Source organism: Pseudomonas sp. 14P_8.1_Bac3 (assembly GCF_025466085.1).
In the GTDB taxonomy this organism is placed as follows: domain Bacteria; phylum Pseudomonadota; class Gammaproteobacteria; order Pseudomonadales; family Pseudomonadaceae; genus Aquipseudomonas.
On the sequence record NZ_JANLOD010000074.1, the window covers coordinates 257343 to 281840 of the forward strand.

General features: G+C 61.4%; 23 protein-coding genes. 19 read left to right on the plus strand and 4 right to left on the minus strand.

The genetic code is table 11. The annotated features are described in order from the left end of the window. Positions 1 to 30 precede the first annotated feature (30 nt). The 11 genes from edd to NTD84_RS27810 all read left to right on the plus strand — a co-directional run bounded on the left by edd (position 31) and on the right by NTD84_RS27810 (position 13607). On the plus strand, positions 31 to 1857 hold the full coding sequence (gene edd, locus NTD84_RS27760; protein WP_262172254.1) for a phosphogluconate dehydratase: 1827 nt from the start codon (positions 31 to 33) through the stop codon (positions 1855 to 1857). Continuing rightward, positions 1854 to 2804 (plus strand): glucokinase, encoded by a 951-nt coding sequence (locus NTD84_RS27765; protein ID WP_262172255.1) that lies wholly within the window; start codon positions 1854 to 1856, stop codon positions 2802 to 2804. The genes edd and NTD84_RS27765 overlap by 4 nt, the downstream gene beginning before the upstream one ends. Before the next feature lie 176 nt (positions 2805 to 2980). Continuing rightward, on the plus strand, positions 2981 to 3712 hold the full coding sequence (locus NTD84_RS27770; RefSeq protein ID WP_262172256.1) for a response regulator: 732 nt from the start codon (positions 2981 to 2983) through the stop codon (positions 3710 to 3712). Then, positions 3702 to 5171 (plus strand): ATP-binding protein, encoded by a 1470-nt coding sequence (locus tag NTD84_RS27775; RefSeq protein WP_262172257.1) that lies wholly within the window; start codon positions 3702 to 3704, stop codon positions 5169 to 5171. The genes NTD84_RS27770 and NTD84_RS27775 overlap by 11 nt, the downstream gene beginning before the upstream one ends. A 219-nt stretch (positions 5172 to 5390) precedes the next feature. Continuing rightward, complete coding sequence (locus NTD84_RS27780; protein ID WP_262172258.1) at positions 5391 to 6650, plus strand: AGE family epimerase/isomerase; 1260 nt, start codon at positions 5391 to 5393, stop codon at positions 6648 to 6650. 117 nt (positions 6651 to 6767) lie between these two features. Beyond that, positions 6768 to 8060 carry an ABC transporter substrate-binding protein gene (locus tag NTD84_RS27785; RefSeq protein WP_262172259.1) on the plus strand — a complete coding sequence of 431 codons (1293 nt, stop codon included), beginning with the start codon at positions 6768 to 6770 and terminating at the stop codon, positions 8058 to 8060. 131 nt (positions 8061 to 8191) lie between these two features. Continuing rightward, on the plus strand, positions 8192 to 9100 hold the full coding sequence (locus tag NTD84_RS27790) for a carbohydrate ABC transporter permease (protein ID WP_262172260.1): 909 nt from the start codon (positions 8192 to 8194) through the stop codon (positions 9098 to 9100). Then, entirely contained in the window at positions 9093 to 9935 is an 843-nt protein-coding gene (locus tag NTD84_RS27795) for a carbohydrate ABC transporter permease (RefSeq protein ID WP_262172261.1), read from the plus strand. The genes NTD84_RS27790 and NTD84_RS27795 overlap by 8 nt, the downstream gene beginning before the upstream one ends. A gap of 2 nt (positions 9936 to 9937) precedes the next feature. Next, positions 9938 to 11098, plus strand: coding sequence for an ABC transporter ATP-binding protein (locus tag NTD84_RS27800; protein ID WP_262172262.1), 1161 nt, complete (start codon positions 9938 to 9940; stop codon positions 11096 to 11098). Positions 11099 to 11291: 193 nt separating this feature from the next. Continuing rightward, positions 11292 to 12638: a carbohydrate porin gene (locus tag NTD84_RS27805; protein ID WP_262172263.1), complete on the plus strand. Its 1347-nt coding sequence runs from the start codon at positions 11292 to 11294 to the stop codon at positions 12636 to 12638. 114 nt (positions 12639 to 12752) lie between these two features. After that, positions 12753 to 13607: a D-hexose-6-phosphate mutarotase gene (locus tag NTD84_RS27810; RefSeq protein WP_262172264.1), complete on the plus strand. Its 855-nt coding sequence runs from the start codon at positions 12753 to 12755 to the stop codon at positions 13605 to 13607. Between the two features lie 135 nt (positions 13608 to 13742). Here the strand turns inward: NTD84_RS27810 and NTD84_RS27815 are convergent, their stop codons facing one another. Further along, positions 13743 to 14603: a MurR/RpiR family transcriptional regulator gene (locus NTD84_RS27815; RefSeq protein ID WP_175649041.1), complete on the minus strand. Its 861-nt coding sequence runs from the start codon at positions 14601 to 14603 to the stop codon at positions 13743 to 13745. 226 nt (positions 14604 to 14829) lie between these two features. On the opposite strand from NTD84_RS27815, the gene zwf reads away from it, so the two are divergent. The 4 genes from zwf (at position 14830) to NTD84_RS27835 (ending at position 18560) form a co-directional block, all read left to right on the plus strand. Next, on the plus strand, positions 14830 to 16299 hold the full coding sequence (gene zwf, locus NTD84_RS27820) for a glucose-6-phosphate dehydrogenase (RefSeq protein ID WP_262172265.1): 1470 nt from the start codon (positions 14830 to 14832) through the stop codon (positions 16297 to 16299). Continuing rightward, positions 16286 to 16999, plus strand: a complete 714-nt coding sequence (pgl, locus tag NTD84_RS27825; protein ID WP_262172266.1) for a 6-phosphogluconolactonase — start codon at positions 16286 to 16288, stop codon at positions 16997 to 16999. Before zwf ends, pgl begins: the two co-directional genes overlap by 14 nt. Positions 17000 to 17016: 17 nt before the next feature. After that, a complete protein-coding gene (locus NTD84_RS27830; RefSeq protein ID WP_262172267.1) occupies positions 17017 to 17682 on the plus strand; it encodes a bifunctional 4-hydroxy-2-oxoglutarate aldolase/2-dehydro-3-deoxy-phosphogluconate aldolase in 666 nt (221 codons plus the stop codon). A gap of 173 nt (positions 17683 to 17855) precedes the next feature. Next, the gene (locus NTD84_RS27835) at positions 17856 to 18560 is read left to right on the plus strand and encodes an intradiol ring-cleavage dioxygenase (protein ID WP_262172268.1); all 705 of its coding nucleotides are present in this window, start codon (positions 17856 to 17858) and stop codon (positions 18558 to 18560) included. A gap of 2 nt (positions 18561 to 18562) precedes the next feature. Here the strand turns inward: NTD84_RS27835 and NTD84_RS27840 are convergent, their stop codons facing one another. Both NTD84_RS27840 and NTD84_RS27845 read right to left on the minus strand, forming a co-directional pair. Next, entirely contained in the window at positions 18563 to 19744 is a 1182-nt protein-coding gene (locus NTD84_RS27840; protein ID WP_262172269.1) for an aminotransferase class V-fold PLP-dependent enzyme, read from the minus strand. A gap of 9 nt (positions 19745 to 19753) precedes the next feature. After that, positions 19754 to 19990 (minus strand): DUF3820 family protein, encoded by a 237-nt coding sequence (locus tag NTD84_RS27845; RefSeq protein WP_017139191.1) that lies wholly within the window; start codon positions 19988 to 19990, stop codon positions 19754 to 19756. 202 nt (positions 19991 to 20192) lie between these two features. Here NTD84_RS27845 and NTD84_RS27850 point away from each other — a divergent pair, with 202 nt between their 5' ends. From NTD84_RS27850 to NTD84_RS27865, 4 genes are all read left to right on the plus strand, one after another. Continuing rightward, on the plus strand, positions 20193 to 20660 hold the full coding sequence (locus NTD84_RS27850; RefSeq protein WP_262172270.1) for a PA2169 family four-helix-bundle protein: 468 nt from the start codon (positions 20193 to 20195) through the stop codon (positions 20658 to 20660). Between the two features lie 155 nt (positions 20661 to 20815). Continuing rightward, complete coding sequence (locus NTD84_RS27855; RefSeq protein WP_262172271.1) at positions 20816 to 22804, plus strand: FUSC family protein; 1989 nt, start codon at positions 20816 to 20818, stop codon at positions 22802 to 22804. Continuing rightward, a complete protein-coding gene (locus NTD84_RS27860) occupies positions 22791 to 22997 on the plus strand; it encodes a DUF1656 domain-containing protein (protein WP_157713162.1) in 207 nt (68 codons plus the stop codon). Before NTD84_RS27855 ends, NTD84_RS27860 begins: the two co-directional genes overlap by 14 nt. Positions 22998 to 23008: 11 nt before the next feature. Further along, positions 23009 to 23878, plus strand: coding sequence for an HlyD family secretion protein (locus NTD84_RS27865; protein ID WP_262172272.1), 870 nt, complete (start codon positions 23009 to 23011; stop codon positions 23876 to 23878). Positions 23879 to 23986: 108 nt separating this feature from the next. Here NTD84_RS27865 and NTD84_RS27870 read toward each other — a convergent pair whose 3' ends face one another. Then, on the minus strand, positions 23987 to 24457 hold the full coding sequence (locus NTD84_RS27870) for a MaoC family dehydratase (RefSeq protein WP_071553717.1): 471 nt from the start codon (positions 24455 to 24457) through the stop codon (positions 23987 to 23989). Between the last annotated feature and the right edge of the window lie 41 nt (positions 24458 to 24498).

Below are 24498 nucleotides of genomic sequence, written 5' to 3' on the forward strand. Positions count from 1 at the left end.
CGCCACATCCGTTAGCCTGGAGTTCTACACATGCATCCCCGCGTCCTTGAGGTCACCGAACGGCTTATCGCCCGCAGCCGTGCCACCCGTGAGGCATACCTTGCACTCATTCGCGGTGCCGCCAGCGACGGGCCGATGCGCGGCAAGCTGCAATGCGCCAACTTTGCCCATGGCGTGGCCGGTTGCGGCACCGAGGACAAGCACAGCCTGCGGATGATGAACTCCGCCAACATTGCAATTGTTTCGTCATATAACGACATGCTCTCGGCGCACCAGCCGTACGAAGTTTTCCCGCAACAGATCAAGAGCGCCCTGCGCGAGATCGGCTCTGTCGGCCAGTTCGCCGGCGGCACCCCGGCCATGTGCGATGGCGTGACCCAGGGCGAGCCAGGCATGGAACTGAGCCTGCCGAGCCGCGAAGTGATCGCGCTGTCCACCGCGGTTGCGCTGTCCCACAACATGTTCGACGGCGCGCTGATGCTCGGCATCTGCGACAAGATCGTGCCCGGCCTGATGATGGGCGCATTGCGTTTCGGTCACCTGCCGACGATCTTCGTGCCGGGCGGGCCGATGGTCTCGGGCATTTCCAACAAGCAGAAAGCCGATGTGCGCCAGCGTTACGCCGAAGGCAAGGCCACGCGCGAAGAGCTGCTGGAGTCGGAGATGAAGTCCTACCACAGCCCCGGCACCTGCACTTTCTACGGCACCGCCAACACCAACCAGTTGCTGATGGAAGTCATGGGCCTGCATTTGCCGGGCGCCTCCTTCGTCAACCCGAACACACCCCTGCGCGACGCCCTGACCCGCGAAGCAGCGCATCAGGTCACGCGCCTGACCAAGCAGAATGGCGACTTCATGCCGATCGGCGAAATCGTCGACGAGCGCTCGCTGGTCAATTCCATCGTGGCCCTGCACGCCACCGGCGGCTCGACCAACCACACCCTGCACATGCCGGCGATCGCCATGGCGGCGGGCATTCAACTGACCTGGCAGGACATGGCCGACCTCTCCGAAGTCGTGCCGACCCTGAGCCACGTCTACCCGAACGGCAAAGCCGACATCAACCACTTCCAGGCTGCGGGCGGCATGTCGTTCCTGATTCGCGAACTGCTGGAAGCCGGGCTGCTTCACGAAAACGTCAATACCGTGCTCGGCCATGGCCTGAGCCGCTACACCCAGGAACCGTTCCTGGATAACGGTGAACTGGTCTGGCGCGAAGGCCCGATCGAAAGCCTCGACGAAACCATTCTGCGTCCGGTCGCCCGTGCATTCTCGCCCGAGGGCGGCTTGCGCGTGATGGAAGGCAACCTCGGTCGCGGCGTGATGAAAGTCTCCGCCGTGGCCCTGGAAAACCAGATCGTCGAAGCGCCGGCGATGGTGTTCCAGGATCAACAGGACCTGGCCGATGCGTTCAAGGCCGGTTTGCTGGAGAAGGATTTTGTCGCGGTGATGCGCTTCCAGGGGCCGCGCTCCAACGGCATGCCGGAACTGCACAAGATGACGCCGTTCCTTGGCGTGCTGCAGGATCGCGGCTTCAAGGTCGCGCTGGTCACCGATGGCCGGATGTCCGGCGCTTCGGGAAAAATCCCGGCGGCGATTCACGTCAGCCCCGAAGCTTACGTCGGCGGCGCGCTTGCGCGGGTGCAGGAGGGCGATATCATCCGTGTCGATGGCGTCAAAGGCACCCTGGAGCTTAAGGTGGACGCCGACGACTTTGCGGCGCGCGAACCGGCCAAAGGCTTGTTGGGTAACAACATTGGCAGCGGTCGCGAACTGTTTGGTTTCATGCGCATGGCCTTCAGCTCCGCAGAGCAGGGCGCCAGCGCCTTCACTTCTGCCCTGGAGACGCTTAATTGAAACTGGCTTTGGTCGGTGACATCGGTGGGACCAACGCACGTTTCGCGTTGTGGAAAAACCAGCAGCTCGAGTCTGTCGATGTTCTGCCGACGGCGGATCATGCCAGCCCCGAGGAGGCCATCAGCCTCTACCTCAGCGGGCTGGGCCTGAAACCGGGGTCGATCGGTTCGGTGTGCCTGTCGGTGGCCGGCCCGGTGAGCGGTGACGAATTCAAGTTCACCAACAATCACTGGCGCCTCAGCCGCAAGGCGTTCTGCCAGACCTTGCAGGTGGATCAACTGCTGCTGGTCAACGATTTCTCGGCGATGGCGTTGGGCATGACGCGTTTGCAGCCCGGCGAATTCCGCGTGGTCTGCGAAGGCACGCCGGAACCGTTGCGGCCGGCGGTGGTGATTGGCCCGGGCACCGGCCTGGGCGTCGGCACCTTGCTCGATCTGGGCGGGGGGCGTTTCGCCGCGTTGCCAGGCGAGGGCGGTCACGTCGATCTGCCGTTGAGCAGCCCACGGGAAACCCAGTTGTGGCAGCACATCTTCAACGAGATCGGCCATGTCAGCGCTGAAACGGCGTTGAGCGGCGGCGGGTTGCCGCGGGTTTACCGGGCGATCTGCGCGGTGGATGGGCATGAGCCGGTGCTCGATACCCCGGAGTCGATCACCGCGGCGGGCCTGGCGGGTGATCCGATTGCCCTGGAAGTGCTGGAGCAGTTCTGCTGCTGGCTCGGTCGCGTCGCCGGTAATAACGTGTTGACCACTGGAGGCCGGGGGGGCGTGTTCATCGTCGGCGGGGTGATTCCGCGGTTTGCCGATTTCTTTGTCGAAAGCGGGTTTGCCCGTTGCTTCGCCGACAAGGGCTGCATGAGCGATTATTTCAAGGGGATTCCGGTGTGGCTGGTGACGGCCCCGTATTCCGGGCTGGTCGGCGCGGGTGTGGCGCTCGATCAGGCGTGAAATCCAATCCAAAATGTGGGAGCGAGCCTGCTCGCGAAGCGGTGTGTCAGTGACATCAACTGTGCCTGACACAACGCATTCGCGAGCAGGCTCGCTCCCACAGTTGTTCTGTGGTGTTTGTAGAATCAGCGCTTAAGGCATAATCCGCCCCATTCAAACAACAAGGACGCCGCCCCGTGAGCTCAGTCAACAAGTCGATTTTGTTGGTCGATGACGATCAAGAGATACGCGAGTTGCTGGACACCTACCTGACCCGCGCGGGTTTCCAGGTGCGGACCACGCCCGACGGCGCCGGTTTCCGTCAGGCCATGAACGACGCGCCGAGCGATCTGGTGATTCTCGATGTGATGCTGCCTGACGAAGACGGCTTCAGTCTCTGCCGCTGGATTCGCCAGCACCCGCGCCAGGCCCAGGTGCCGATCATCATGCTCACCGCCAGTTCCGACGAAGCCGACCGCGTCATCGGTCTCGAGCTGGGCGCCGACGATTACCTCGGCAAGCCCTTCAGCCCGCGGGAGTTGCAGGCGCGCATCAAAGCCTTGCTGCGTCGGGCGCAGTTCGGTCAGGAACGTTCCGGCAGTGAAGTGCTGGCGTTCGACGACTGGCGGCTGGACATGGTCAGCCACCGGCTGTTCCACGTCGACGGCGAAGAAGTGATTCTCTCCGGTGCCGATTTCGCCCTGTTGAAACTGTTCCTCGATCATCCCCAGGAAATCCTCGACCGCGACACCATCGGCAACGCCACCCGTGGCCGCGACCTGATGCCGCTGGATCGCATCGTCGACATGGCGGTCAGCCGCTTGCGCCAACGCCTGCGCGATACCGAAAAACCGCCGCGACTGATCCGCACCGTGCGCGGCAGTGGCTACCAGCTGGCAGCCAATGTGGTTGCCAGCAATGGTCACTGAGTTTTTCCGCACGCTCGCCGCCAAAGTGCCGGTGCCGCGTTCGCTGCTGGGACGGATGTTGCTGCTGACCTTGCTCGCCGTGTTGTTCGCCCAGACGTTGTCGAGCGTGATCTGGGTCTCGCAATTACGCGCCACGCAACTTGAAGGTCTGGTCACCAGCGCTCGCAGCCTGGCGCATTCGATGACCGCCAGCGTCAGTTATTTCCGCTCGTTGCCGGTGGCCTTCCGGCCGCTGGTGCTCGACCAGTTGCGCAGCATGGGCGGCACTCGTTTCGTTGTAACCCTCAACGATAAACCGCTGGGCATGGAAGTGCTGCCGAGCACTCCGCGCAAGGAGGCCGTGCTCAAGGCGGTGGACGAAGTGCTGCGCCAATCCCTGGGCCATGACACGGACATCTCGGTGACCTTCGTCAGCCCCGAAGACCTGCGGATCTTCAACAGCGGGTTGAAACTCGATGAGTTGCCGCGCTCCTGGGCGCATTACGCGTTGACCCTGGAACCGGTGAACCCGCCGGTGCTGGTCACACAAATCCAGATGGCGCCGGGCGAGTGGCTGTACATCGCCTCGCTGCTGCCCGAGCCCTACACCAGCCTTGAAGAACAAGGCCTGCCGGCGCAGCAGGTCTGGTTCATCGTCCTCACCAGCGGCTTTTTGCTGCTGTTCATCGGTTTGCTGGTGCACTGGCAGAGTCGACCGCTCAAGCGCCTGGCGCGGGCCGCACGGGACATGTCCCTAGGGGCCGAAGTCGAGCCGGTGGCGGAGGGCGGCGGCAGTGAAGTGGTCGAAGTGGGCCGCGCGTTCAATGCGATGCGCGAGCGCATCAGCCGTTACCTGACCGAGCGCAGTCAACTGTTCAGCGCGATTTCCCATGACCTGCGCACGCCGATCACCCGTTTGCGCTTGCGTGTTGAACTGCTCGAAGACGAGCAGCTGCAAGCCAAGTTTGGCCGCGATCTGGATGAGCTGGAGTTGCTGGTCAAAGGTGCTCTGCAATGCGTGAAAGACACCGACATCCACGAGAACATCGAGCCCGTGGACCTCAACCATGTGCTCGATTGCCTGGTGGAGCCTTATCTGGCGCCCAACGGCAACGGTCGCGTGACCCAGCAGGGCCGGGCGCTGGCGGCGTATCCAGGCAAGCCGCTGGCGCTCAAGCGCTGCATCGGCAACCTGATCGACAATGCGTTGAAATACGGGCAGAACGCGCACCTGCACATCGATGACGACGAGAACGCGTTTGTCCTGCATGTCGATGACGAAGGGCCGGGGGTGCCGGAGCAGCGGTTGGAGCAGGTGTTCGAGCCGCACTTCCGCCTGGCCGGGCAGCAGCAGGGGTATGGGTTGGGTTTGGGGATCGCGCGTAACATTGCCCACAGCCATGGCGGGGAAGTCAGCTTGCAGAATCTGCGTGAGGGCGGGTTGAGGGTGACGCTGCAGTTGCCTCGGAGTGTTGATTAGTCAGACCGCGTTATCGTTCTTCGCGAGCAAGCCCGCTCCCACAGGAAGCATGGGCAAATCCATTGTGGGAGCGGGCTTGCTCGCGAAGGCGTCGGTTGATTCAACACCTCCCTCACGCGTATGTCACAAGCCGGTGACATAACCCACCCCCTTCGTTACAAGCCCGCCCTTGCCTGTTGTTTAGACTGCCCGCAGTCATAACAACAAAAAAGGCAGCCCATGGACACCTTCCAACCCGCCTTCAGCAGCTGGCTGAACGCACCGGCCCATCAGCACTGGCTTGCCGCCGAAGGCCTGCGCCTGCTGGCGTTTGCCAAGGCCTCGAAACTCCCTGAAGGCTTCGGCAATCTCGATGAAAAAGGCCGGCTCCCCGCCAATGCCCACGCCGAAACCATGAACACCGCACGCATGACCCACAGCTTCGCCATGGCGCACATCCAGGGTTTGCCGGGTTTCGCCGAGCTGGTGGATCACGGCGTGCAGGCCCTCAACGGACCGTTGAAGGACGCCGAGCACGGTGGCTGGTTCGCCAGTGCCGAACACCGTGAAGGCAACACCGGCAAAGCGGCTTACCTGCATGCGTTTGTCGCCCTGGCCGCCAGCTCGGCGGTGGTCGCGCAACGGCCCGGCGCACAGGCCTTGCTCGATGACGCGATCAACATCATCGACACACATTTCTGGAGCGAGGAGGAGGGCGCGATGCGCGAATCCTTCAATCGCGACTGGAGCGATGAAGAGGCTTATCGCGGCGCCAACAGCAACATGCACGCCACCGAAGCGTTTCTCGCCCTGGCCGATGTCACCGCCGATCACCGCTGGTTGTGCCGCGCGCAACGCATCGTCGAGCGTGTGATTCACGGCCACGCCGCGGCCAACGACTACCTGGTGATCGAGCATTTTGACCGCGACTGGCAACCATTGCGCGACTACAACCTCGACAACCCGGCCGATGGCTTTCGCCCTTACGGCACCACGCCGGGCCACGGGTTCGAGTGGGCGCGGCTGTTGCTGCACCTCGAAGCCGCGCGGGTGCAGGCCGGGATGCTGACGCCGGGCTGGCTGGTCACCGACGCGCAACAACTCTTCGAGCACAACTGCCGTCACGGCTGGGCCATCGACGGTGCGCCGGGGATTGTCTACACCCTCGACTGGGATAACCGCGCCGTGGTTCGTCATCGCCTGCACTGGACTCATTGCGAAGCCAGCGCCGCCGCCAGTGCGCTGCTCAAACGCACGGGCGATGAACACTACGAAACCTGGTATCGGCTGTTCTGGGATTTCTGTGACCGTCATTTCATCGATCGCTGCGACGGCAGTTGGCACCATGAACTCGATCCGCAGAACCGCCCGAGTGCCGATATCTGGGGCGGCAAACCCGATCTCTATCACGCCTGGCAAGCCGTGTTGATCCCGCGCCTGCCACTCGCGCCGAGCATGGCCAGTGCCTTGGCGCAGTTGTCCCAGAGCGGTTCTATGTAACCATGCGGTGACATTCACGCGTCCCTTCGTTACCTGCGAAGGGATGACTCCTGTTTAAAATCCGTGCAGCGCAAGCACCAGACTTGCAATGCATAACAACAAGAAAGGTACTTCTAGATGAATGCGATTTCTCGCCTCGCTACTGTCATTTCTCTCGCCTCCTTCTCTGCGCTCCCTCTCAGTGTGCTTGCCGCCGAATCCAAAGGTTCCGTGGAAGTCGTTCACTGGTGGACGTCCGGTGGCGAGAAAGCCGCTGTCGATGTGCTCAAGGCCCAAGTTGAAAAAGATGGCTTCACCTGGAAAGACGGCGCCGTCGCCGGCGGTGGCGGTGCCACGGCCATGACCGTACTGAAAAGCCGCGCCGTTGCTGGCAACCCGCCAGGCGTCGCGCAGATCAAAGGCCCGGACATCCAGGAATGGGCATCGACCGGCCTGCTCGACACCGACGTGTTGAAAGACGCGGCCAAATCCGAGAAGTGGGACAGCCTGCTCGACAAGAAAGTCTCCGACACCGTGAAGTACGAAGGTGACTACGTGGCCGTGCCGGTGAACATTCACCGCGTCAATTGGCTGTGGATCAATCCGGAAGTGTTCAAGAAAGCCGGCATCGACAAAGCCCCGACCACGCTGCAGGAATTCTACGCAGCGGGCGACAAGCTCAAGGCCGCGGGCTTCATCGCGCTGGCCCACGGCGGCCAGCCTTGGCAGGACAGCACCGTGTTCGAAGCGGTGGTGCTCTCGGTCATGGGCGTCGACGGTTACAAGAAAGCCCTGGTCGACCTCGACAACGCTGCGTTGACCGGTCCTGACATGGTCAAGGCGCTGACCGAACTGAAGAAAGTCGCGACCTACATGGACGCTGACGGCAAGGGCCAGGACTGGAACCTGGAAGCAGCCAAGGTCATCAACGGCAAGGCCGGCATGCAGATCATGGGTGACTGGGCCAAGAGCGAATGGACCGCCGCCAAGAAAGTCGCCGGCAAGGACTACGAGTGCGTAGCCTTCCCGGGCACCGACAAGGCGTTCACCTACAACATCGACTCCCTGGCCGTGTTCAAGCAGAAAGACGCGGGCACCGCGGCTGCTCAACAGGACATTGCCAAGGTCGTGCTGGGTGAGAACTTCCAGAAAGTCTTCAGCATCAACAAGGGCTCGATTCCGGTTCGGATCGACATGCTGAACGACATGGGCAAGTACGGTTTCGACTCCTGTGCCCAGACCGCGGCCAAGGATTTCCTGGCAGACGCCAAGTCCGGCGGTTTGCAGCCGAGCATGGCGCACAACATGGCGACCACGCTGGCGGTACAGGGCGCGTTCTTTGATGTCGTGACCAACTTCATCAACGACCCGAAAGCCGATCCGGCCACGGCGGCCAAGCAGCTCGGCACGGCCATCAAGGCCGCCAAGTAATGCTGGCCCTGTAGGAGCGAGCCTGCTCGCGATAGCGGTGTGTCAGACACCTGATAGGTGAACTGACACAACGCCATCGCCAGCAGGCTGGCTCCCACAGAAATCCAAATTCTCTCGTACTGGATTTTCCCATGAGTTCTGTTGCTGTGTTCAGCAAGGCCTCGCCGTTCGATGCATTGCAACGCTGGCTACCCAAACTGGTACTGGCGCCGAGCATGTTCATCGTGCTGGTGGGCTTCTATGGCTACATCCTCTGGACGTTCGTGCTGTCGTTCACCAGCTCGACCTTCCTGCCGACTTACAAATGGGCGGGCCTGGCGCAATACGAGCGACTGTTCGACAACGACCGCTGGTGGGTAGCGAGCAAGAACCTGGCGGTGTTCGGTGGCATGTTCATCGGCATCACCCTGGTGATCGGTGTGCTGCTGGCGGTGTTTCTCGATCAGCGCATTCGTCGCGAAGGGTTCATTCGCACCATTTACCTCTACCCGATGGCGCTCTCGATGATCGTCACCGGTACAGCCTGGAAGTGGCTGCTCAACCCAGGCATGGGCCTGGACAAATTGTTGCGTGACTGGGGCTGGGAAGGTTTTCGCCTGGACTGGCTGATCGACCCCGATCGCGTGGTGTACTGCCTGGTGATCGCTGCCGTGTGGCAAGCCTCGGGCTTCATCATGGCGATGTTTCTCGCCGGCCTGCGTGGCGTCGACCAGTCGATCATCCGTGCTGCGCAGATCGATGGCGCGAGCATGCCGCGCATCTACTTGAAAGTCGTGTTGCCGAGCCTGCGTCCGGTGTTCTTCAGTGCGGTAATGATCCTGGCACACATCGCGATCAAGAGTTTCGACCTGGTGGCGGCCATGACGGCCGGTGGCCCGGGTTACTCCTCCGACCTGCCGGCGATGTTCATGTATTCCTTCACCTTCAGCCGCGGCCAGATGGGCATGGGTTCGGCCAGTGCAATCCTGATGCTCGGTGCGATTCTCGCAATCATCGTGCCTTACCTGTACTCCGAGCTGAGGACCAAGCGTCATGACTAGTTTTGCCAAACCTGCCATCAGCCTGAGTCGCATCGCGATCTACGGCGTGCTGATCCTGGCGGTGTTGCTGTACCTCATACCGCTGGTGGTCATGCTGTTGACCAGTTTCAAGACCCCGGAAGACATCAACACCGGCAACCTGCTGAGCTGGCCAACCGTGGTCAGCGGCATTGGCTGGGTCAAGGCCTGGGCGACGGTCGACGGCTACTTCTGGAACTCGATCAAGATCACCGTGCCGGCAGTATTGATCTCCACCGCCATCGGCGCGTTGAACGGTTATGTGCTGTCGATGTGGCGCTTCCGTGGTTCGCAGTTGTTCTTCGGCCTGCTGCTGTTCGGTTGCTTCCTGCCGTTCCAGACCGTGCTGCTGCCGGCCTCGTTCACCCTCGGCAAGATGGGCCTGGCGAGCACCACCACCGGTTTGGTGTTTGTGCACGTGGTCTATGGCCTGGCGTTCACCACGCTGTTTTTCCGTAACTACTACGTCAGCGTTCCCGATGCGCTGGTGAAGGCGGCACGACTTGATGGCGCGGGGTTCTTCACCATCTTCCGGCTGATCATCCTGCCGATGTCCACGCCGATCATCATGGTGTGCCTGATCTGGCAGTTCACCCAGATCTGGAACGACTTCCTGTTCGGCGTGGTGTTCTCCAGCGGTGATTCGCAACCGATCACGGTGGCGCTGAACAACCTGGTCAACACCAGCACCGGGGCCAAGGAATACAACGTGGACATGGCGGCGGCGATGATCGCCGGGCTGCCGACCCTGCTGGTCTATGTGGTCGCAGGCAAGTATTTCGTGCGCGGGCTGACGGCCGGCGCAGTCAAGGGGTAATCATGGCAACGCTCGAACTTCGCAACGTAAACAAGACCTACGGCCCCGGCCTGCCGGACACCCTCAAAGACATCGACCTGTCGATCAAGGACGGTGAGTTCCTGATCCTGGTCGGGCCTTCGGGGTGCGGCAAGTCGACCTTGATGAACTGCATCGCCGGCCTCGAGACCATCACCGGCGGCGCGATCATGATCGGTGACCAGGACGTCAGCGGCATGAGCCCGAAGGATCGCGACATCGCCATGGTGTTCCAGTCCTACGCGCTGTACCCGACCATGAGCGTGCGCGACAACATCGCCTTCGGCCTGAAGATCCGCAAGATGCCTACTGCCGATATCGACACTGAAGTCGCGCGCGTGGCCAAGCTGTTGCAAATCGAACACTTGCTGAGTCGCAAGCCCGGCCAGCTCTCCGGTGGCCAGCAACAGCGCGTGGCCATGGGCCGTGCCCTGGCGCGGCGGCCGAAGATCTACCTGTTCGACGAACCGCTGTCCAACCTCGACGCCAAGCTGCGGGTCGAGATGCGCACCGAAATGAAACTGATGCACCAGCGCCTGAAAACCACCACGGTCTACGTGACCCACGACCAGATCGAAGCGATGACCCTGGGCGACAAAGTGGCGGTGATGAAGGACGGGATCATCCAGCAGTTCGGCACGCCAAAAGACATCTACAACGACCCGGCCAACCTGTTCGTGGCGAGCTTCATCGGTTCACCGCCGATGAACTTCATTCCCCTGCGCTTGCAGCGCAAGGACGGCCGTCTGCTGGCGCTGCTCGACAGCGGCCAGGCGCGTTGCGAGTTGCCGATGGGCATGCAGGACGTCGGGCTCGAAGACCGCGAAGTGATCCTCGGCTTGCGCCCGGAGCAGATCGTGCTGGCGGCCAGCGAAGCCAATGGTCTGCCGACCATTCGTGCCGAAGTACAGGTCACCGAACCGACCGGGCCCGACACGCTGGTCTTCGTCAATCTCAACGAAACCAAGGTCTGCTGCCGCCTGGCACCGGATGTTGCACCGGCCGTGGGCGAGACCCTGACCCTGCAATTCGATCCATCGAAAGTGCTGCTGTTCGATGCGAAGACCGGGGAGCGCCTGGGGGTGGCCGGTGTGCCGAAGGCTGAGGCTCACGCTGCCAACGTGACCCAGTTCAAAGGCCGCTGAAGATAAAAAACGGTGGGAGCGGGCTTGCTCGCGAAGACGGTCTGACATTCAACACAGATGTCGACTGACACATCGCGTTCGCGAGCAAGCCCGCTCCCACCAGGAAATATGTGCCGGGTGGCCTGTCGCCCGGCACAACTGATGTACCGCGTTAGATAAAAACAGTTAATAACAATAAAACGAGGATGTAGGGATGAAGAAGAACAACAACGCTCAGCTTGTCTGCCAGTTGTCGGCGATTGCGGCGATGATGCTGGCCGGTAGTGTGCACGCGGCTGACGCGTTCAGCTCCGATTCCGAATGGATGACCGGTGATTGGGGAGGTGAGCGGACCAAACTGATCGAGCAGGGCATCGACATCAAGATGGACTATGTCGGTGAAGTCGGTGGCAACCTCCACGGTGGCTATAACAACGACAAGACCGCGCGTTACTCCGACCAGTTTGGCCTGGGCGTAGCGCTGGACCTGCAAAAACTGTGGGGCTGGGATAACACCCAGGCGAAGATCCAGCTGACCAACCGTAACGGCGAAAACATCTCCAACGACCGTGTTGGCGACCCGCGTGCCGGCACCCTCAGTTCGTCCCAGGAAGTCTACGGTCGCGGCCACATGGTCCGTCTGACCCAACTGTGGATCAAGCACCAGTTCCTCGACGGCAAGCTGGACGTCAAGGCCGGTTACTTCGGCGAAGGCGAAGACTTCAACACCTTCCCGTGCGAGTTCCAGAACCTGGCGTTCTGCGGTTCCCAGGTGGGTAACTGGGCCACCAACATCTGGTACAACTGGCCCGTCAGCCAGGCCGCGGTCCGCGTGAAGTACAACATCTCGCCTGAGTTCTATGCGCAGATCGGCGCGTACAACCAGAACCCGTCGCAACTGGAACACGGTAACGGCTTCAAGCTCAGCGGCAGTGGCACCGCCGGTACCGTCTTGCCGGTCGAACTGGTCTGGTTGCCGAACCCGAACAACCTGCCGGGCGAATACCGTGTCGGTTACTACAAAAGCACAGCCAAGGCTAACGACGTCCGCGAAGACGACAACGGCAATGACGCGGCCACCAGCGGCAACGCCTACCGCAGCCACAGCAGCAAGTCCGGCTACTGGTTCGTGGCGCAGCAACAGCTGACCGACCACAACGGCGACAAGAGCCGCGGTCTGACCGTCTCCGCCAACGCCACGTTCCACGACAAGGACACCAACATCGTCGACAACTACCAGTCGCTGATGCTGGTGTACAAAGGCCCGTTCGATGCCCGCCCGAAAGATGACGTCGGTATCGGCGCCGCGCGTATCCACGTCAACGATGACGTGAAGAAAAACGCTGAGCTGGTCAACGCTGCCAACAACGTGACTGACTACGAAGACCCGACGTTCTCGCCACTGCGTAACACCGAGTACAACTACGAGATCAACTACGGTTTCCACGTCACCAACTGGCTGACGGTGCGGCCTAACCTGCAGTACATCACTCACCCGGGCGGTGTGGATGAAGTCGACAACGCGCTGGTGGCTGGCGTGAAAATTCAGTCGGTGTTCTAACGCTGGTGCGATAAGCTCCTCTCTATGTGCGCATGTTTGCGGACAGCCTTGGCTGTCCGCTTTTTTTTGGGGCCGGCGCACCCCGGCAACAGATGATTTTCAGGACCGTGGCACATGCATGAGCATCCGCTACAACGCTTCTTCAAATCCTTGCGCGAACGTCCGGTGTTTGCGTGGGAGCGCTATCAGATGCGCGACGTGCTGGTGATCGATCATCCGCTGTGCCAGGCAGTGTTCAGCCGGCAGGGCGCGCAGTTGCTGCACTTTCAGCCCAAGGGGCAGAAGCCCTGGCTCTGGTGCGCGGCGAAGTGGCCGCACGTGGGCGCCATTCGTGGCGGCGTGCCGGTGTGCTGGCCATGGTACGGCCGGCATCCGAGCGAAAACGCCTGGCCCTCGCACGGTTGGGCGCGCTTGCTCGACTGGAAACTGCTCGACAGCCGTCATGACGAGGAGGGCGTGCACCTGCACTGGCGCCTGGAGTTGTGCGACTGGCAGGTGGACCTGCATGCGCACCTGGGCGAGCGCATGGATTTGCGCCTGAGCACCGAGCATCAGGACAGCCTGCCCTGCCAATTGAGCCAGGCGTTGCATGCGTATTGGCGCATCGGTGACGTTGGTGAGGTAGCGCTGTCTGGGCTCGACGGTGCGCAGGGCTATGACCAGCTGAACCGTCAGGTTTGCCAGCAGGAAGGCGAGTTACGGGTGGAGGGTGGCTGTCAGCGGGTGTTTCAGCATGACGGCGAATTGCAGCTCAAGGATCACGCTTGGCAGCGGGCGTTGTGCATCGATACGGGCAATGATGCGGATACCGTGGTCTGGCACCCGGGCGCGCGACCGTTGTTGGGGGTCAGCTGGAGTGAGGTGTCCGAGTTTGTCTGCGTCGAGGCCGCGAGTGGCGGGACCGATAGCCTGAGTTTGGCGCCGGGGCAGAAGGCGCACTTGAGTTTGCAGGCGCGGGTTGGAGCTTGATTTGGTGGTGTGACGGTTGACGCTTTCGCGAGCAAGCCCGCTCCCACATTCGACCCGGTTTACAGAAGGAATGCGGTCGAATGTGGGAGCGGGCTTGCTCGCGAAAAGGCCTGAGAAGGAGAGGACGCTGCCGGGTCAGTTGAACTCGTCGCCCACCGGATACCGGCTCGCATTCAAACTCTCTTTGATCTTGCGCAAATGCGGCTGGAAATCCACGCCCCGGCGCAAGGTCATGCCGGTCGCCAGCACATCCAGTACCGTCAGCTGAATGATCCGCGAGGTCATCGGCATATAGATGTCGGTGTCTTCCGGCAGCGGAATGTTCAGGCTCAAGGTGCTGGCCTTGGCCAGCGGCGAACCTTCAGCGGTCAAGCCCAGTACCGATGCGCCGTTCTCCCGGGCAATCCGCGCCACTTCCACCAGTTCGCGGGTGCGGCCGGTGTAGGAAATGATCACGAACAATTCGCCAGTGTGGGCCACCGACGCAATCATGCGCTGCATCAGCACGTCCGCATGGGCGGTGACGGCCAGGTTGAAACGAAAGAACTTGTGCTGCGCGTCCAGCGCCACCGGGGCCGAAGCGCCGAGGCCGAAAAAGTGGATTTGCCGCGCCTGGATCAACAGGTCGACGGCGCGGCTGATCAGGTTCGGGTCCAGGGCCTGCAAGGCGCTGTCCAGCGATGCGATCGCACTGCCGAAAATTTTCTTGGTGTAGGCTTCGGGATTGTCGTCGGCTTCCACCGCACGGCTGACATACGCCGCGCCACTGGCCAGGCTCTGCGCCAGTTGCAGCTTGAGTTCCGGGTAACCGCTGACGCCGAACGAACGGCAGAAACGGTTCACGGTCGGCTCGCTGACCTTGGAGGCCTGGGCGAGGGCGGCGATGCTGAACCGGGTGGCCTGCTGTGGGTTGAGCAGGATCACTTCGGCGACTTTGCGTTCCGCTTTGTTCAGGTCTTCAAGGCGATTCTGGATCTGTTCCAGTAGATTTCGCACGCGGTCCATATGATTTCCTAGGTTCTGCCATGCAAATAAGGGCTCGGCTATGCAAATTGGGCCTTGGCGAGCGCCCCAAGCGGTGGCCTATCCTACTGATGGCTCCGACGCTCCACCACTCGGAATCTGTATTTTGCGAAAATGTTGTGGTTATTACTACATTTTCTCTTGAGCGATGCCTTGAAAAAAGGTATTTGTAGCTTAACTTGATAAAAGAACAAACATCATGCCTTCGATTACGGTTGAACCGTGCACCTTCGCCTTGTTCGGCGCCCTCGGCGATCTGGCCTTGCGCAAGCTGTTCCCGGCCCTTTATCAGCTCGACGGTGCCGGTCTGCTGCACGAGGACACGCGCGTCATCGCGCTGGCCCGTGAGCCCGGCAGCGAGCAGGAGCATCTGGCGTTCATCACGTCCGAGCTGCGTCGCTACGTCGGCAGCAAAGAGCTGGACGACGCCGTGCTGGATCGTTTTCTGGCGCGCCTGACGTACCTGCACGTCGATTTCCTCAAGTCCGATGACTATGTGGCCCTGGCCGAAATGGCCGGCAGCGCCCAGCGCGTGATTGCCTATTTCGCTACCCCGGCCGCCGTTTATGGCGCGATCTGCGAAAACCTGGCGAAGGTCGGCCTGGCGGAAAATACCCGCGTGGTGCTGGAAAAACCCATCGGTTCCGACCTGGAGTCCTCGCGCAAGGTCAACGACGCCGTGGCGCAGTTCTTTCCGGAGAACCGCACTTACCGCATCGACCACTACCTGGGCAAAGAGACCGTCCAGAACCTGATTGCCCTGCGTTTCGCCAACAGCCTGTTCGAAACCCAGTGGAACCAGAACTACATCTCCCACGTGGAAATCACCGTGGCCGAGAAAGTCGGGATCGAAGGCCGCTGGGGCTACTTCGACAAGGCTGGTCAGCTGCGGGACATGATCCAGAATCACTTGTTGCAACTGCTCTGCCTGATCGCCATGGACCCGCCGGCCGACCTGTCCGCCGACAGCATCCGCGACGAGAAAGTCAAAGTGCTCAAGGCGCTGGCGCCGATCAGCCCGGAAGGCCTGACCACGCAGGTGGTGCGCGGCCAGTACATCGCCGGCTACAGCGAAGGCAAGCCGGTGCCGGGCTACCTCGAAGAGCCAAATTCCAATACCCAGAGCGACACCGAAACCTTCGTCGCCCTGCGCGCCGACATCCGCAACTGGCGCTGGGCGGGTGTACCGTTTTACCTGCGCACCGGCAAGCGCATGCCGCAGAAGCTGTCGCAGATCGTCATCCACTTCAAGGAACCGTCGCACTACATTTTCGCTCCGGAGCAGCGCCTGCAGATCAGCAACAAGCTGATTATCCGCCTGCAACCGGACGAAGGCATTTCCTTGCGCGTGATGACCAAAGAACAAGGCCTGGACAAGGGCATGCAGCTGCGCAGCGGTCCGTTGCAGCTGAATTTTTCCGACACCTGGCGCAGTGCACGGATTCCCGATGCCTACGAGCGGTTGTTGCTGGAAGTGATGCGCGGCAATCAGAACCTGTTTGTCCGTAAAGATGAAATCGAAGCGGCGTGGAAGTGGTGTGACCAGTTGATCGCCGGGTGGAAAAAATCCGGTGATGCGCCCAAGCCGTACGCGGCCGGGTCCTGGGGACCGATGAGCTCCATTGCTCTGATCACGCGGGATGGGAGGTCGTGGTATGGCGATATCTGAATTGAAACTGCCGCAGGGCGTCAGCGCCCATGCGTTCAAGAGCCCGGTGCTGCTGGCCGAAGGTCTGGCGCTGAGTGTGGCCAAGCAATTGGGCGATGCCATTGAGGCCAGCGGCGCCGCGACGCTGGTGGTCTCCGGCGGTCGCAGCCCGGTGGCGTTTTTCCAGCACCTGGCCAAGCAGACGCTGGACTGGTCCAAGGTCGTCGTGACCCTGGCCGACGAGCGCTGGGTCCCGGTGGAACACGCCGACAGCAATGCCGGTCTGCTCAAGCGTTACCTGTTGCAAGGTCCGGCGGCCAAGGCGAAGTTCCTCAGCCTTTACAGCGCCAGCGCCAACCTCGAACTGGCGGCCGAGCAGGCCGATCGCTTGCTGGCGGAATTACCGCCGATCGACGTGCTGATCCTCGGTATGGGCGACGACGGTCACACCGCTTCGCTGTTCCCGAACAGCCCGAACCTGGCCGACGCCTTGAAGGTAGACGGCAGCCGTCGTTGCTACCCGATGCTGGCGCCGACCGTGCCGCATCAACGCCTGACCATGAGCCGTGCGCTGCTGGCGTCGGCCAAACACACCGTTCTATCGATTTCCGGTCAGTCCAAGCTGACCACGTTGAGTGCCGCATTGGCCGGTGACGATGTCGCCGCCATGCCGGTTCGCGCGTTTCTGCAACCCACGTTAGAGATTTACTGGTGCCCATGAGCCAAGGATCAGCCGCTATGACAAACCCATCCCCGACCGTTTCCATGGCGGATAAAGTTGCCCTGATCGACAGCCTCTGCGCCAAGGCGCGGATTCTGCCGGTGATTACCATCGCTCGCGAACAGGACGTGCTGCCGTTGGCCGACGCCCTCGCGGCCGGTGGCCTGACCGCGCTGGAAGTGACCCTGCGTTCGCAGTTCGGCCTCAAGGCCATCCAGATTCTGCGCGAGCAGCGTCCGGAACTGGTGACCGGCGCCGGCACCGTGCTCGATCGCCACATGCTGGCTGCGGCGGAAGCCGCCGGTTCGCAATTCATCGTTACGCCGGGCATCACCCGTGACCTGCTCGAAGCCAGCGTCGACAGCCCGATTCCACTGCTGCCCGGCATCAGCAATGCCTCCGGCATCATGGAAGGCTACGGTTTGGGCTATCGCCGCTTCAAGCTGTTCCCGGCAGAAGTCAGTGGCGGCGTCGCGGCGATCAAGGCGCTCGGCGGCCCATTCGGCGAGGTGAAATTCTGCCCGACCGGCGGCGTCAGCCCGGCCAATATCAAGAGCTACATGGCGTTGAAAAACGTCATGTGCGTGGGCGGTAGCTGGATGCTTGATCCGGAGTGGATCAAGAACGGCGACTGGGCGCGCATTCAGGAATGCACCGCCGAGGCCCTCGCACTGCTGGACTGATCCAACCCTACACTTCGTTGTGTGTTCTACGGCTTTTCGGTGCGCTTGGTCGGTGCACCTTTTTTTTGCCTGCGAAAAACGCGTGGTGGCGGGAAACGCTGCGATACATAGTTACCGCATCCCGCCACTCCTTCAGGGTTAACCTGCGTTCATCTTATGGATGAGAGAACGTTATGGAAGACACGCCTGCTTACCTGCTGTCACCTGAACAAATCGCCGGCCCTTACTTTCGCAACCCGACACTGATCCGGCGCAACATCAGCGAAGGCATGGACGGGATTCCCCTGATCCTGCGATTGACCATCATCGATGCGATGACCGGAGAGCCCGTCACCGGCGCCATCGTCGATATCTGGCACTGCAATGCACGCTGTGCGTATTCAGGCTGGAGCAAGATCAACCCCGACCAGGAAGTCGACAGCGGTGACAGCGGCGCAATCCCGCGCACCGATGACGACACCTACCTGCGCGGCGGGCAGTTCACCGATCACAAAGGCATCGTGCGCTTTACCACGATCTTTCCGGGGTTCTACGCTGGCCGTGCGCTGCACATTCACGTCGCGGTTCGCGTGACCGCCGGCAACCATTATCTGGAAGAACGCCACGTCGCCTGGGTCGGCCAGTTGTATTTCCCCGAAGACACCTCGCGGTCGGTGCTCAGCGCCCGGCAATACGGCGGTCGAACCATCGCGCCCTTGACCAACGACCAGGACGAATTCTACGAAACCATGGGCGGCGAAGCCTCGACGCTGACCCTTCACACCCTCAGTCGCGATTCCAGGGACGACGGGTTCTTCGGCCACCTGACCATCGGCATCGACACGTTTGCCGCGTCCTCGCAGATCAAGCCGGAGGATTTCGACCGCTACACCGTGTGACGTCAGCGCAGTGCGTTCAGCGCTGTACTCAGCGTATCCATGTCCGTCGCGGTCGTGATGAGCCCCGGCGTGATCCGGATGCACGGGCCGCTCGCCGCACCGCTGCGCACCACGGTAAACAGGTTGTAGGCGTTGAGCAGTTGCTCGACCATGGCGTGCTGGTCGGCATGCCGGGTAAAACGCATCGCCGTGATGCCGCAGTACAGCCGCGGATCATCCGGGGTCATCACGTCGATGCCCGGCAGGTGACGTACAGCGCTGACCCAGCGGTTGCGCAGGTAGTTGAGTCGCGCACCCTTGGCGGCGGCGCCGCCCATCGCCCGATGTTCTTCGAACACCAGCGGCAGCGTCAGCAGCGCCGGGATGTTGGGGGTGCTGTAGGACGTGCGGGCGCGGATGTCGGTGACCGGAAAATGCATCTCGCCCATGTCCGGGTCGATGTCGGCCAGGCGCTCTGGCGCGATGTACAGAAAGCCCAGGGTCAGCGGCGCGCCGATCCATTTGTGCAGGTTGTAACCGGCGAACGCGACGCCGAGGTCAGCGAGATTGAACTCGATCTGCCCGAGGGCGTGGGCGCCATCGAGAATCACGTCGATCCCGGACTCCTTGGCGGCGGCGACGATTTCTTTCACCGGCATCACCAGCCCGGTGCGGTGGGTGACGTGGGTCAGCGCCATCAGTTTAAGCTTGGGATAGCGCGCAAAGGCGTCGCGATAAGTGGCCAGCAGACCGTCGAAACTGGCAGGGTGCGCGTGATCGATCTCGATCACTTCGACACCGCGATGGCGCGCGAGCCAGCGCATGGCGCCTTTGACCGTATCGTATTCCAGGTCGCAGATCAGCACCTGATCACCCGGCCGCAGACGGTTGTAATTGCGGATCAGCGATTGCAGACCCTCCGTTGCGTTACGCGTGAAGGCCACGGCGTCGACGGGCACGTCGATCAGTTCGGCAAGTTGTGTGCGAATCCGCTCACCGTCGACCTGTTCAAAACGCTGGCGGACATACACCGAGTTGCTGCGGTTGATAAGGTCGATGTTGCGCTGGTATTCCTCGATCACCGTACGCGACAGGCGCCCGAAGTAACCGTTCTCCAGATTCACCGGGCCGGGTTCGACGGCATAGCGATCGGCAAAGGTGTGCCAGAACATTTCATCACGGGCGCGGCGGGTGTTATCGGGCATAAGAACAGCTCAGTGGCGAGGGGCGGGTTTGCCATGTTTGACGCGCAGGGGTTCAAGCAACTCCGACAGGCCGTTGTGATCGATTTCCTGCATCAGCGCCAGCAAGCCACCCAGTTCGCCATGCGGGAAGCCCTCGCGGGCGAACCAGTTCAGGTAGGGGCCGGGCAGGTCGGCAATGATGCGGCCCTTGTATTTGCCAAAAGGCATCTCGCGTGTAATCAGCAGTTCGAGCTTTTCAGGGTTCATCGGTCAGTCGTCTTGATTCGGCAGTCTGGAAAATACAGGCATTCTGCATGCAGGCCAAATGACAGTTCATGCAAAAAAAGCGGATGCAGTTTTCGCGTTAAAAGTTAACTATCTGAAATATAAGGAAAAAATTATCGATCCAAAGCTGGCATGCAGGGTGCAATAGCTATTGCATCTTTCATCAACCCGCGAGGATTTGAAAATGACCGACGTGAATAAAGAAGCGATCTCTGTACTCAACGACCTGATTGAAACCAGCAAAGACGGTCAGGAAGGGTTCAAGACTTGCGCCGAAGACATCAAGCACCCAGAGCTGAAAGCCCTGTTTGTTACCCGTGCCGCTGATTGCGCAACCGCCGCTGCTGAACTGCAGGCGGCCGTGCGTCAACTGGGTGGCGAACCGGAAACGTCCACCAGCGTCAGCGGTGATCTGCATCGCCGCTGGGTCGACGTGAAAGCGATGTTCACCGGCAAGGATGAAGAAGCCGTGCTGAACGAAGCCGAACGCGGTGAAGACCATGCGTTGAAGGCTTACAAAGAAGCCATCGAGAAAATCAACAAGCACAACCTGGTGAGCATTCGTGACCTGGTTGAACGTCAGTACCATGGCGTGCAACGCAATCACGATCAGGTGAAAGCCCTGCGTAACCAGGCTCGCGCTCGCTCTTAAGCGTAAAAGCCTGTCAAAAACGCCAGCCAGTCTGGCGTTTTTTTGTGCCTGGACTTTAGCGCTGGACGCTTGATAGATAGCCGGCTAATAATTTGATTTTCAGTCACTTCGACGAATCCGGCTATCGTTAAATCGTTCCCTCAAGAGTGCTTCACGTGCCTATCACTTTGCAGGCTTTATTCGCGCCCGACCGCCTCGCCCTGCAGTTCGCGATCAAGACCCTGATCGGCGGCGGGCTGGCATTGTGGCTGGCGTTGCGTTGGGGGCTCGAGCAACCGGCGTGGGCGTTGATGACGGCGTTCATCGTCGCTCAGCCGTTGTCCGGAATGGTCGTGCAAAAGGGCTTGGCACGGCTGTTGGGCACGCTGATCGGGACGATCATGTCGGTGGTGTTCATGGGGTTGTTCGCGCAAACCCCGTGGCTGTTTTTGCTGGCCCTGGCTTTATGGCTCGGGCTGTGTACCGCCAGTTCGACGTTGCTGCGCAGTGCCTGGTCCTACTCGTTTGTCCTGGCCGGCTACACCGTCGCGATCATCGCCTTGCCCGCCATCAACCATCCGCTGACCGTGTTTGATCAGGCCGTCGCGCGCTGCACGGAAATCTGCCTGGGCATCCTCTGCGCCACCGCCTCCAGTGCGCTGCTGTGGCCGATGCGGGTCGAACGGCAACTGTCAGATCAGGCACGCGCCGCGTGGCGCAGCGGGATGAACGCCGCGCGCGCGACGTTGGCCGGCGACGCTCAGGCGCGCAAGGGCTTGCTGGAAATCCTTGGCCGGATCGTCGCCGTGGACGCCCAGCGTGAGCACGCCTGGTTCGAAGGCGGGCTGGGCCGGCAACGTGCGCGGGCCATCAGCGGCCTGAGCCAGAAACTGTTGATGCTGCTGCGCATCGCCCGGTCGGTGCGGCGGCAGTGGAAGCAACTGGAGCCCCCGGAAGCCGAGCAGCTGCGGCCATGGATGAGCGAGGTGCAGCAAGCACTCGACCATCCGGATAACGCAACGTTGCAAGTCCTGCGTCCGCGTTTGCTCGACGCCTCCCATGACCCGCAGATCAGCTCTGCGCAGAGTTACTGCCTGGTCCGCTTCACCTTGTTGATGGACACCGCCCTGGCGGCAAACACGGCGTTGATCGCGGTGGAGGAGGGTAAGGAAACGGTCGATCCGCCGCGCACCCTGACGCCGCACCGCGATCTGCCGTTGGCGTTGGTGTTCGGCGCGCGCAGTGCCTTGGCGTTTCTGGTGGTGTCGTGTTTCTGGCTGGCGACGGCGTGGCCCGCTGCATCCGGAGCGTTGGTGCTGACCTGCGTGGTGTGCAGCCTGTTCGCCAGTCGCGAAAACGGCGCGCAGATCGGCATGAGTTTCATGCGCGGGATTTTCCTGGCAATCCCCTCGGCGTTTGTTGTCGGGCAGATTCTGCTGCCGCAATGGAGCGGTTTCGCGTTGCTGTGCATGGGCATGGGCGTGCCGCTGTTTTTTGGCGCGCTGGGCATGGCCAAGCCACAGATCGGCGCCACGGCTACGTCGTTCTGCCTGCATTTTATTGTGTTGGTCGCGCCGCTCAACGCGATGAAATTCGACGTCGCCACCTTCTTCAACAGCGCTCAAGCGATGGTCGTCGGCGTCGGCGCTGCGGTATTGGCGTTCCACCTGCTGATCCTGCGCAACCCGGCCTGGCACGGGCGGCGTTTGCTGGCGGCAACCCTTGATGATCTGGTGCGCCTGACCCGACGCCATCTGCCAGGCGCCGAAAGCTGGTTCGGCGGGCGCATGGCCGACCGCCTGCTGCAACTGGCGCGGCACTACCCCGAACTGCCGGAACCGGCGCGCAGTCGCTGGGACGATGGCCTGCTCGGCCTCGACATCGGCGATGAACTGCTGCATTTGCGCCTGAGCCTGGCGGTGGCGCAGGTGCCGGTCGGTGCGCCGCAGCGACGCTATCTCGACGGCCTGGAAAAAGTCCTTGAACAAGGCCCGCGCGGCGAATGTGCCGATGCCCTGGAGCAACCCAGCGAAGCATTCCTGAACACCTTGTACGCATTGCCGCCCAGCGATGCGGTGAAACTGGCCCAGGGCGCGGTGCTGCAATTGCAGAACAGCTGGCGCGCCTGGTGCCTTCAACAGGAGCACAGCCATGGGCTTGCGTGAGTGGTCGGTGGGTGGCGTGCTGCTCAGTCCGTTTCTGATTTATGTGCTGCTGGCGCTGCTGGTCACCGCGGGCTTGCGCCTGTTGTTGCGCCTGACCCCGGCCGGTCGCTGGATCTGGCACGAAGCGTTATTCGATTGCGCCTTGTACGTCTGTGTATTGACCCTGATCACCGTCGTTCTCGGCCCTTTATAAAGGAGTTGAACATGCGTACACCCGTACGTGTCGCCGTTACCCTGTGCCTGGTGGCGGTGGCGATTTTTGCCGGTTTCCAGTTGTGGCAGTACTACATGCTCACGCCCTGGACACGGGACGCGCGGATTCGCGCGGATGTGGTGGTGATCGCCCCGGACGTGTCGGGCTGGGTGCGTGAACTCAAGGCGGTCGATAACCAGGCGGTGAAGGCCGGTGATCTGTTGCTGAGCATCGACCGCGATCGTTTCGAAGCGGCGCTGGAAAAGGCGCAAGCGGTGGTGCAGACCCGTCAGCAACAACTCAATCTGCGTGAGCGCGAGGCCAGTCGTCGCTTGGCCCTTGGTCCGCAGGCGATCAGTGCCGAGTTGCGCGAAAACGCGCAAATCAACGCCGGCATCGCCCGTGGCGAACTGCGCGAAGCCCAGGCGGAAGCCAAGGTCGCCGAGCTCAACCTTGCTCGCAGCCAGGTGCATGCGCCGCGCGACGGTCATATCACCAACCTGCGTCTGGCTGAAGGCAATTATGTGAATGCCGGGCAAGCGGTGATGGCCTTGATCGATGATTCGACGTTCTACGTACAGGCGTATTTCGAGGAAACCAAACTGCCGCGGATTCGCGTCGGCGACCCGGTGAAGGTCTGGCTGATGAGCGCAGGCGAAGCGCTGCAGGGGCATGTGGAAAGTGTCAGCCGCGGGATTACCGACCGCAACACCACGCCGGATGGGCAGTTGCTGGCGGAAGTGGAGCCGACGTTCAACTGGGTGCGACTGGCGCAGCGGATTCCGGTACGGATCAAACTGGACAAGGTGCCCGAGGGGATCAACCTGAGTTCCGGGATGACGGCGAGTGTGCAGGTGCAGGAGGGGCAGCGAGAACCGTAGGAGCGAGCTTGCTCGCGAAGAACCTTTGAACAACACGTTTATTCAGAATCAACGCGTTATCGTTAACGTCTTCCGCGAGCAAACTCGCTCCTACCGTTGTGCGCAGGGTCAGCCGATGCTGATCGCCGGCAGGGTCGGCAACGTCACCGTCTGCTGTTTACGCGGTGCCAGAATCTCCGCCTCGCCATCCACCACCAGCTCATCACGCTGGTTGAACACGCGGGTGGCAATGCGCACTCGAAACTTCGGCAGCTTCTCGAGGATTTCCAGACGCACCGTCAAGGTGTCGCCAATCTTCACCGGCTTCTGAAAGCTCATCTGCTGACCGATATAAATGGTGCCCGGCCCAGGCAATTCGCAGGCAACGGCTGCGCTGATCAGGGCACCGCTGAACATGCCGTGAGCGATGCGCTCCTTGAACATGCTGGCGGCAGCGAATTCGGCGTCCAGGTGCACCGGGTTGTGGTCACCGGACATCGCGGCGAACAGTTGAATATCGCGCTCTTCGACCGTCTTGCTGTAGCTGGCGGTCTGCCCGACTTCGAGGGCTTCGTAAGGGGTGTTGGTCACCTGGGTCATCGGTTTCAATTCCTGTAACAAATAAAAAAGCCACAAAAAAA

Bases quoted from the DNA above. Each gene is read 5' to 3' on its own strand.
- edd (WP_262172254.1), top strand. From the start codon at position 31: ATGCATCCCCGCGTCCTTGAGGTCACCGAACGGCTTATCGCCCGCAGC.
- NTD84_RS27775 (WP_262172257.1), top strand. From the start codon at position 3,702: ATGGTCACTGAGTTTTTCCGCACGCTCGCCGCCAAAGTGCCGGTGCCG.
- NTD84_RS27780 (WP_262172258.1), top strand. From the start codon at position 5,391: ATGGACACCTTCCAACCCGCCTTCAGCAGCTGGCTGAACGCACCGGCC.
- NTD84_RS27785 (WP_262172259.1), top strand. From the start codon at position 6,768: ATGAATGCGATTTCTCGCCTCGCTACTGTCATTTCTCTCGCCTCCTTC.
- NTD84_RS27790 (WP_262172260.1), top strand. From the start codon at position 8,192: ATGAGTTCTGTTGCTGTGTTCAGCAAGGCCTCGCCGTTCGATGCATTG.
- NTD84_RS27795 (WP_262172261.1), top strand. From the start codon at position 9,093: ATGACTAGTTTTGCCAAACCTGCCATCAGCCTGAGTCGCATCGCGATC.
- NTD84_RS27800 (WP_262172262.1), top strand. From the start codon at position 9,938: ATGGCAACGCTCGAACTTCGCAACGTAAACAAGACCTACGGCCCCGGC.
- NTD84_RS27805 (WP_262172263.1), top strand. From the start codon at position 11,292: ATGAAGAAGAACAACAACGCTCAGCTTGTCTGCCAGTTGTCGGCGATT.
- NTD84_RS27810 (WP_262172264.1), top strand. From the start codon at position 12,753: ATGCATGAGCATCCGCTACAACGCTTCTTCAAATCCTTGCGCGAACGT.
- zwf (WP_262172265.1), top strand. From the start codon at position 14,830: ATGCCTTCGATTACGGTTGAACCGTGCACCTTCGCCTTGTTCGGCGCC.
- pgl (WP_262172266.1), top strand. From the start codon at position 16,286: ATGGCGATATCTGAATTGAAACTGCCGCAGGGCGTCAGCGCCCATGCG.
- NTD84_RS27830 (WP_262172267.1), top strand. From the start codon at position 17,017: ATGACAAACCCATCCCCGACCGTTTCCATGGCGGATAAAGTTGCCCTG.
- NTD84_RS27835 (WP_262172268.1), top strand. From the start codon at position 17,856: ATGGAAGACACGCCTGCTTACCTGCTGTCACCTGAACAAATCGCCGGC.
- NTD84_RS27840 (WP_262172269.1), bottom strand. From the start codon at position 19,744: ATGCCCGATAACACCCGCCGCGCCCGTGATGAAATGTTCTGGCACACC.
- NTD84_RS27845 (WP_017139191.1), bottom strand. From the start codon at position 19,990: ATGAACCCTGAAAAGCTCGAACTGCTGATTACACGCGAGATGCCTTTT.
- NTD84_RS27850 (WP_262172270.1), top strand. From the start codon at position 20,193: ATGACCGACGTGAATAAAGAAGCGATCTCTGTACTCAACGACCTGATT.
- NTD84_RS27860 (WP_157713162.1), top strand. From the start codon at position 22,791: ATGGGCTTGCGTGAGTGGTCGGTGGGTGGCGTGCTGCTCAGTCCGTTT.
- NTD84_RS27865 (WP_262172272.1), top strand. From the start codon at position 23,009: ATGCGTACACCCGTACGTGTCGCCGTTACCCTGTGCCTGGTGGCGGTG.
- NTD84_RS27870 (WP_071553717.1), bottom strand. From the start codon at position 24,457: ATGACCCAGGTGACCAACACCCCTTACGAAGCCCTCGAAGTCGGGCAG.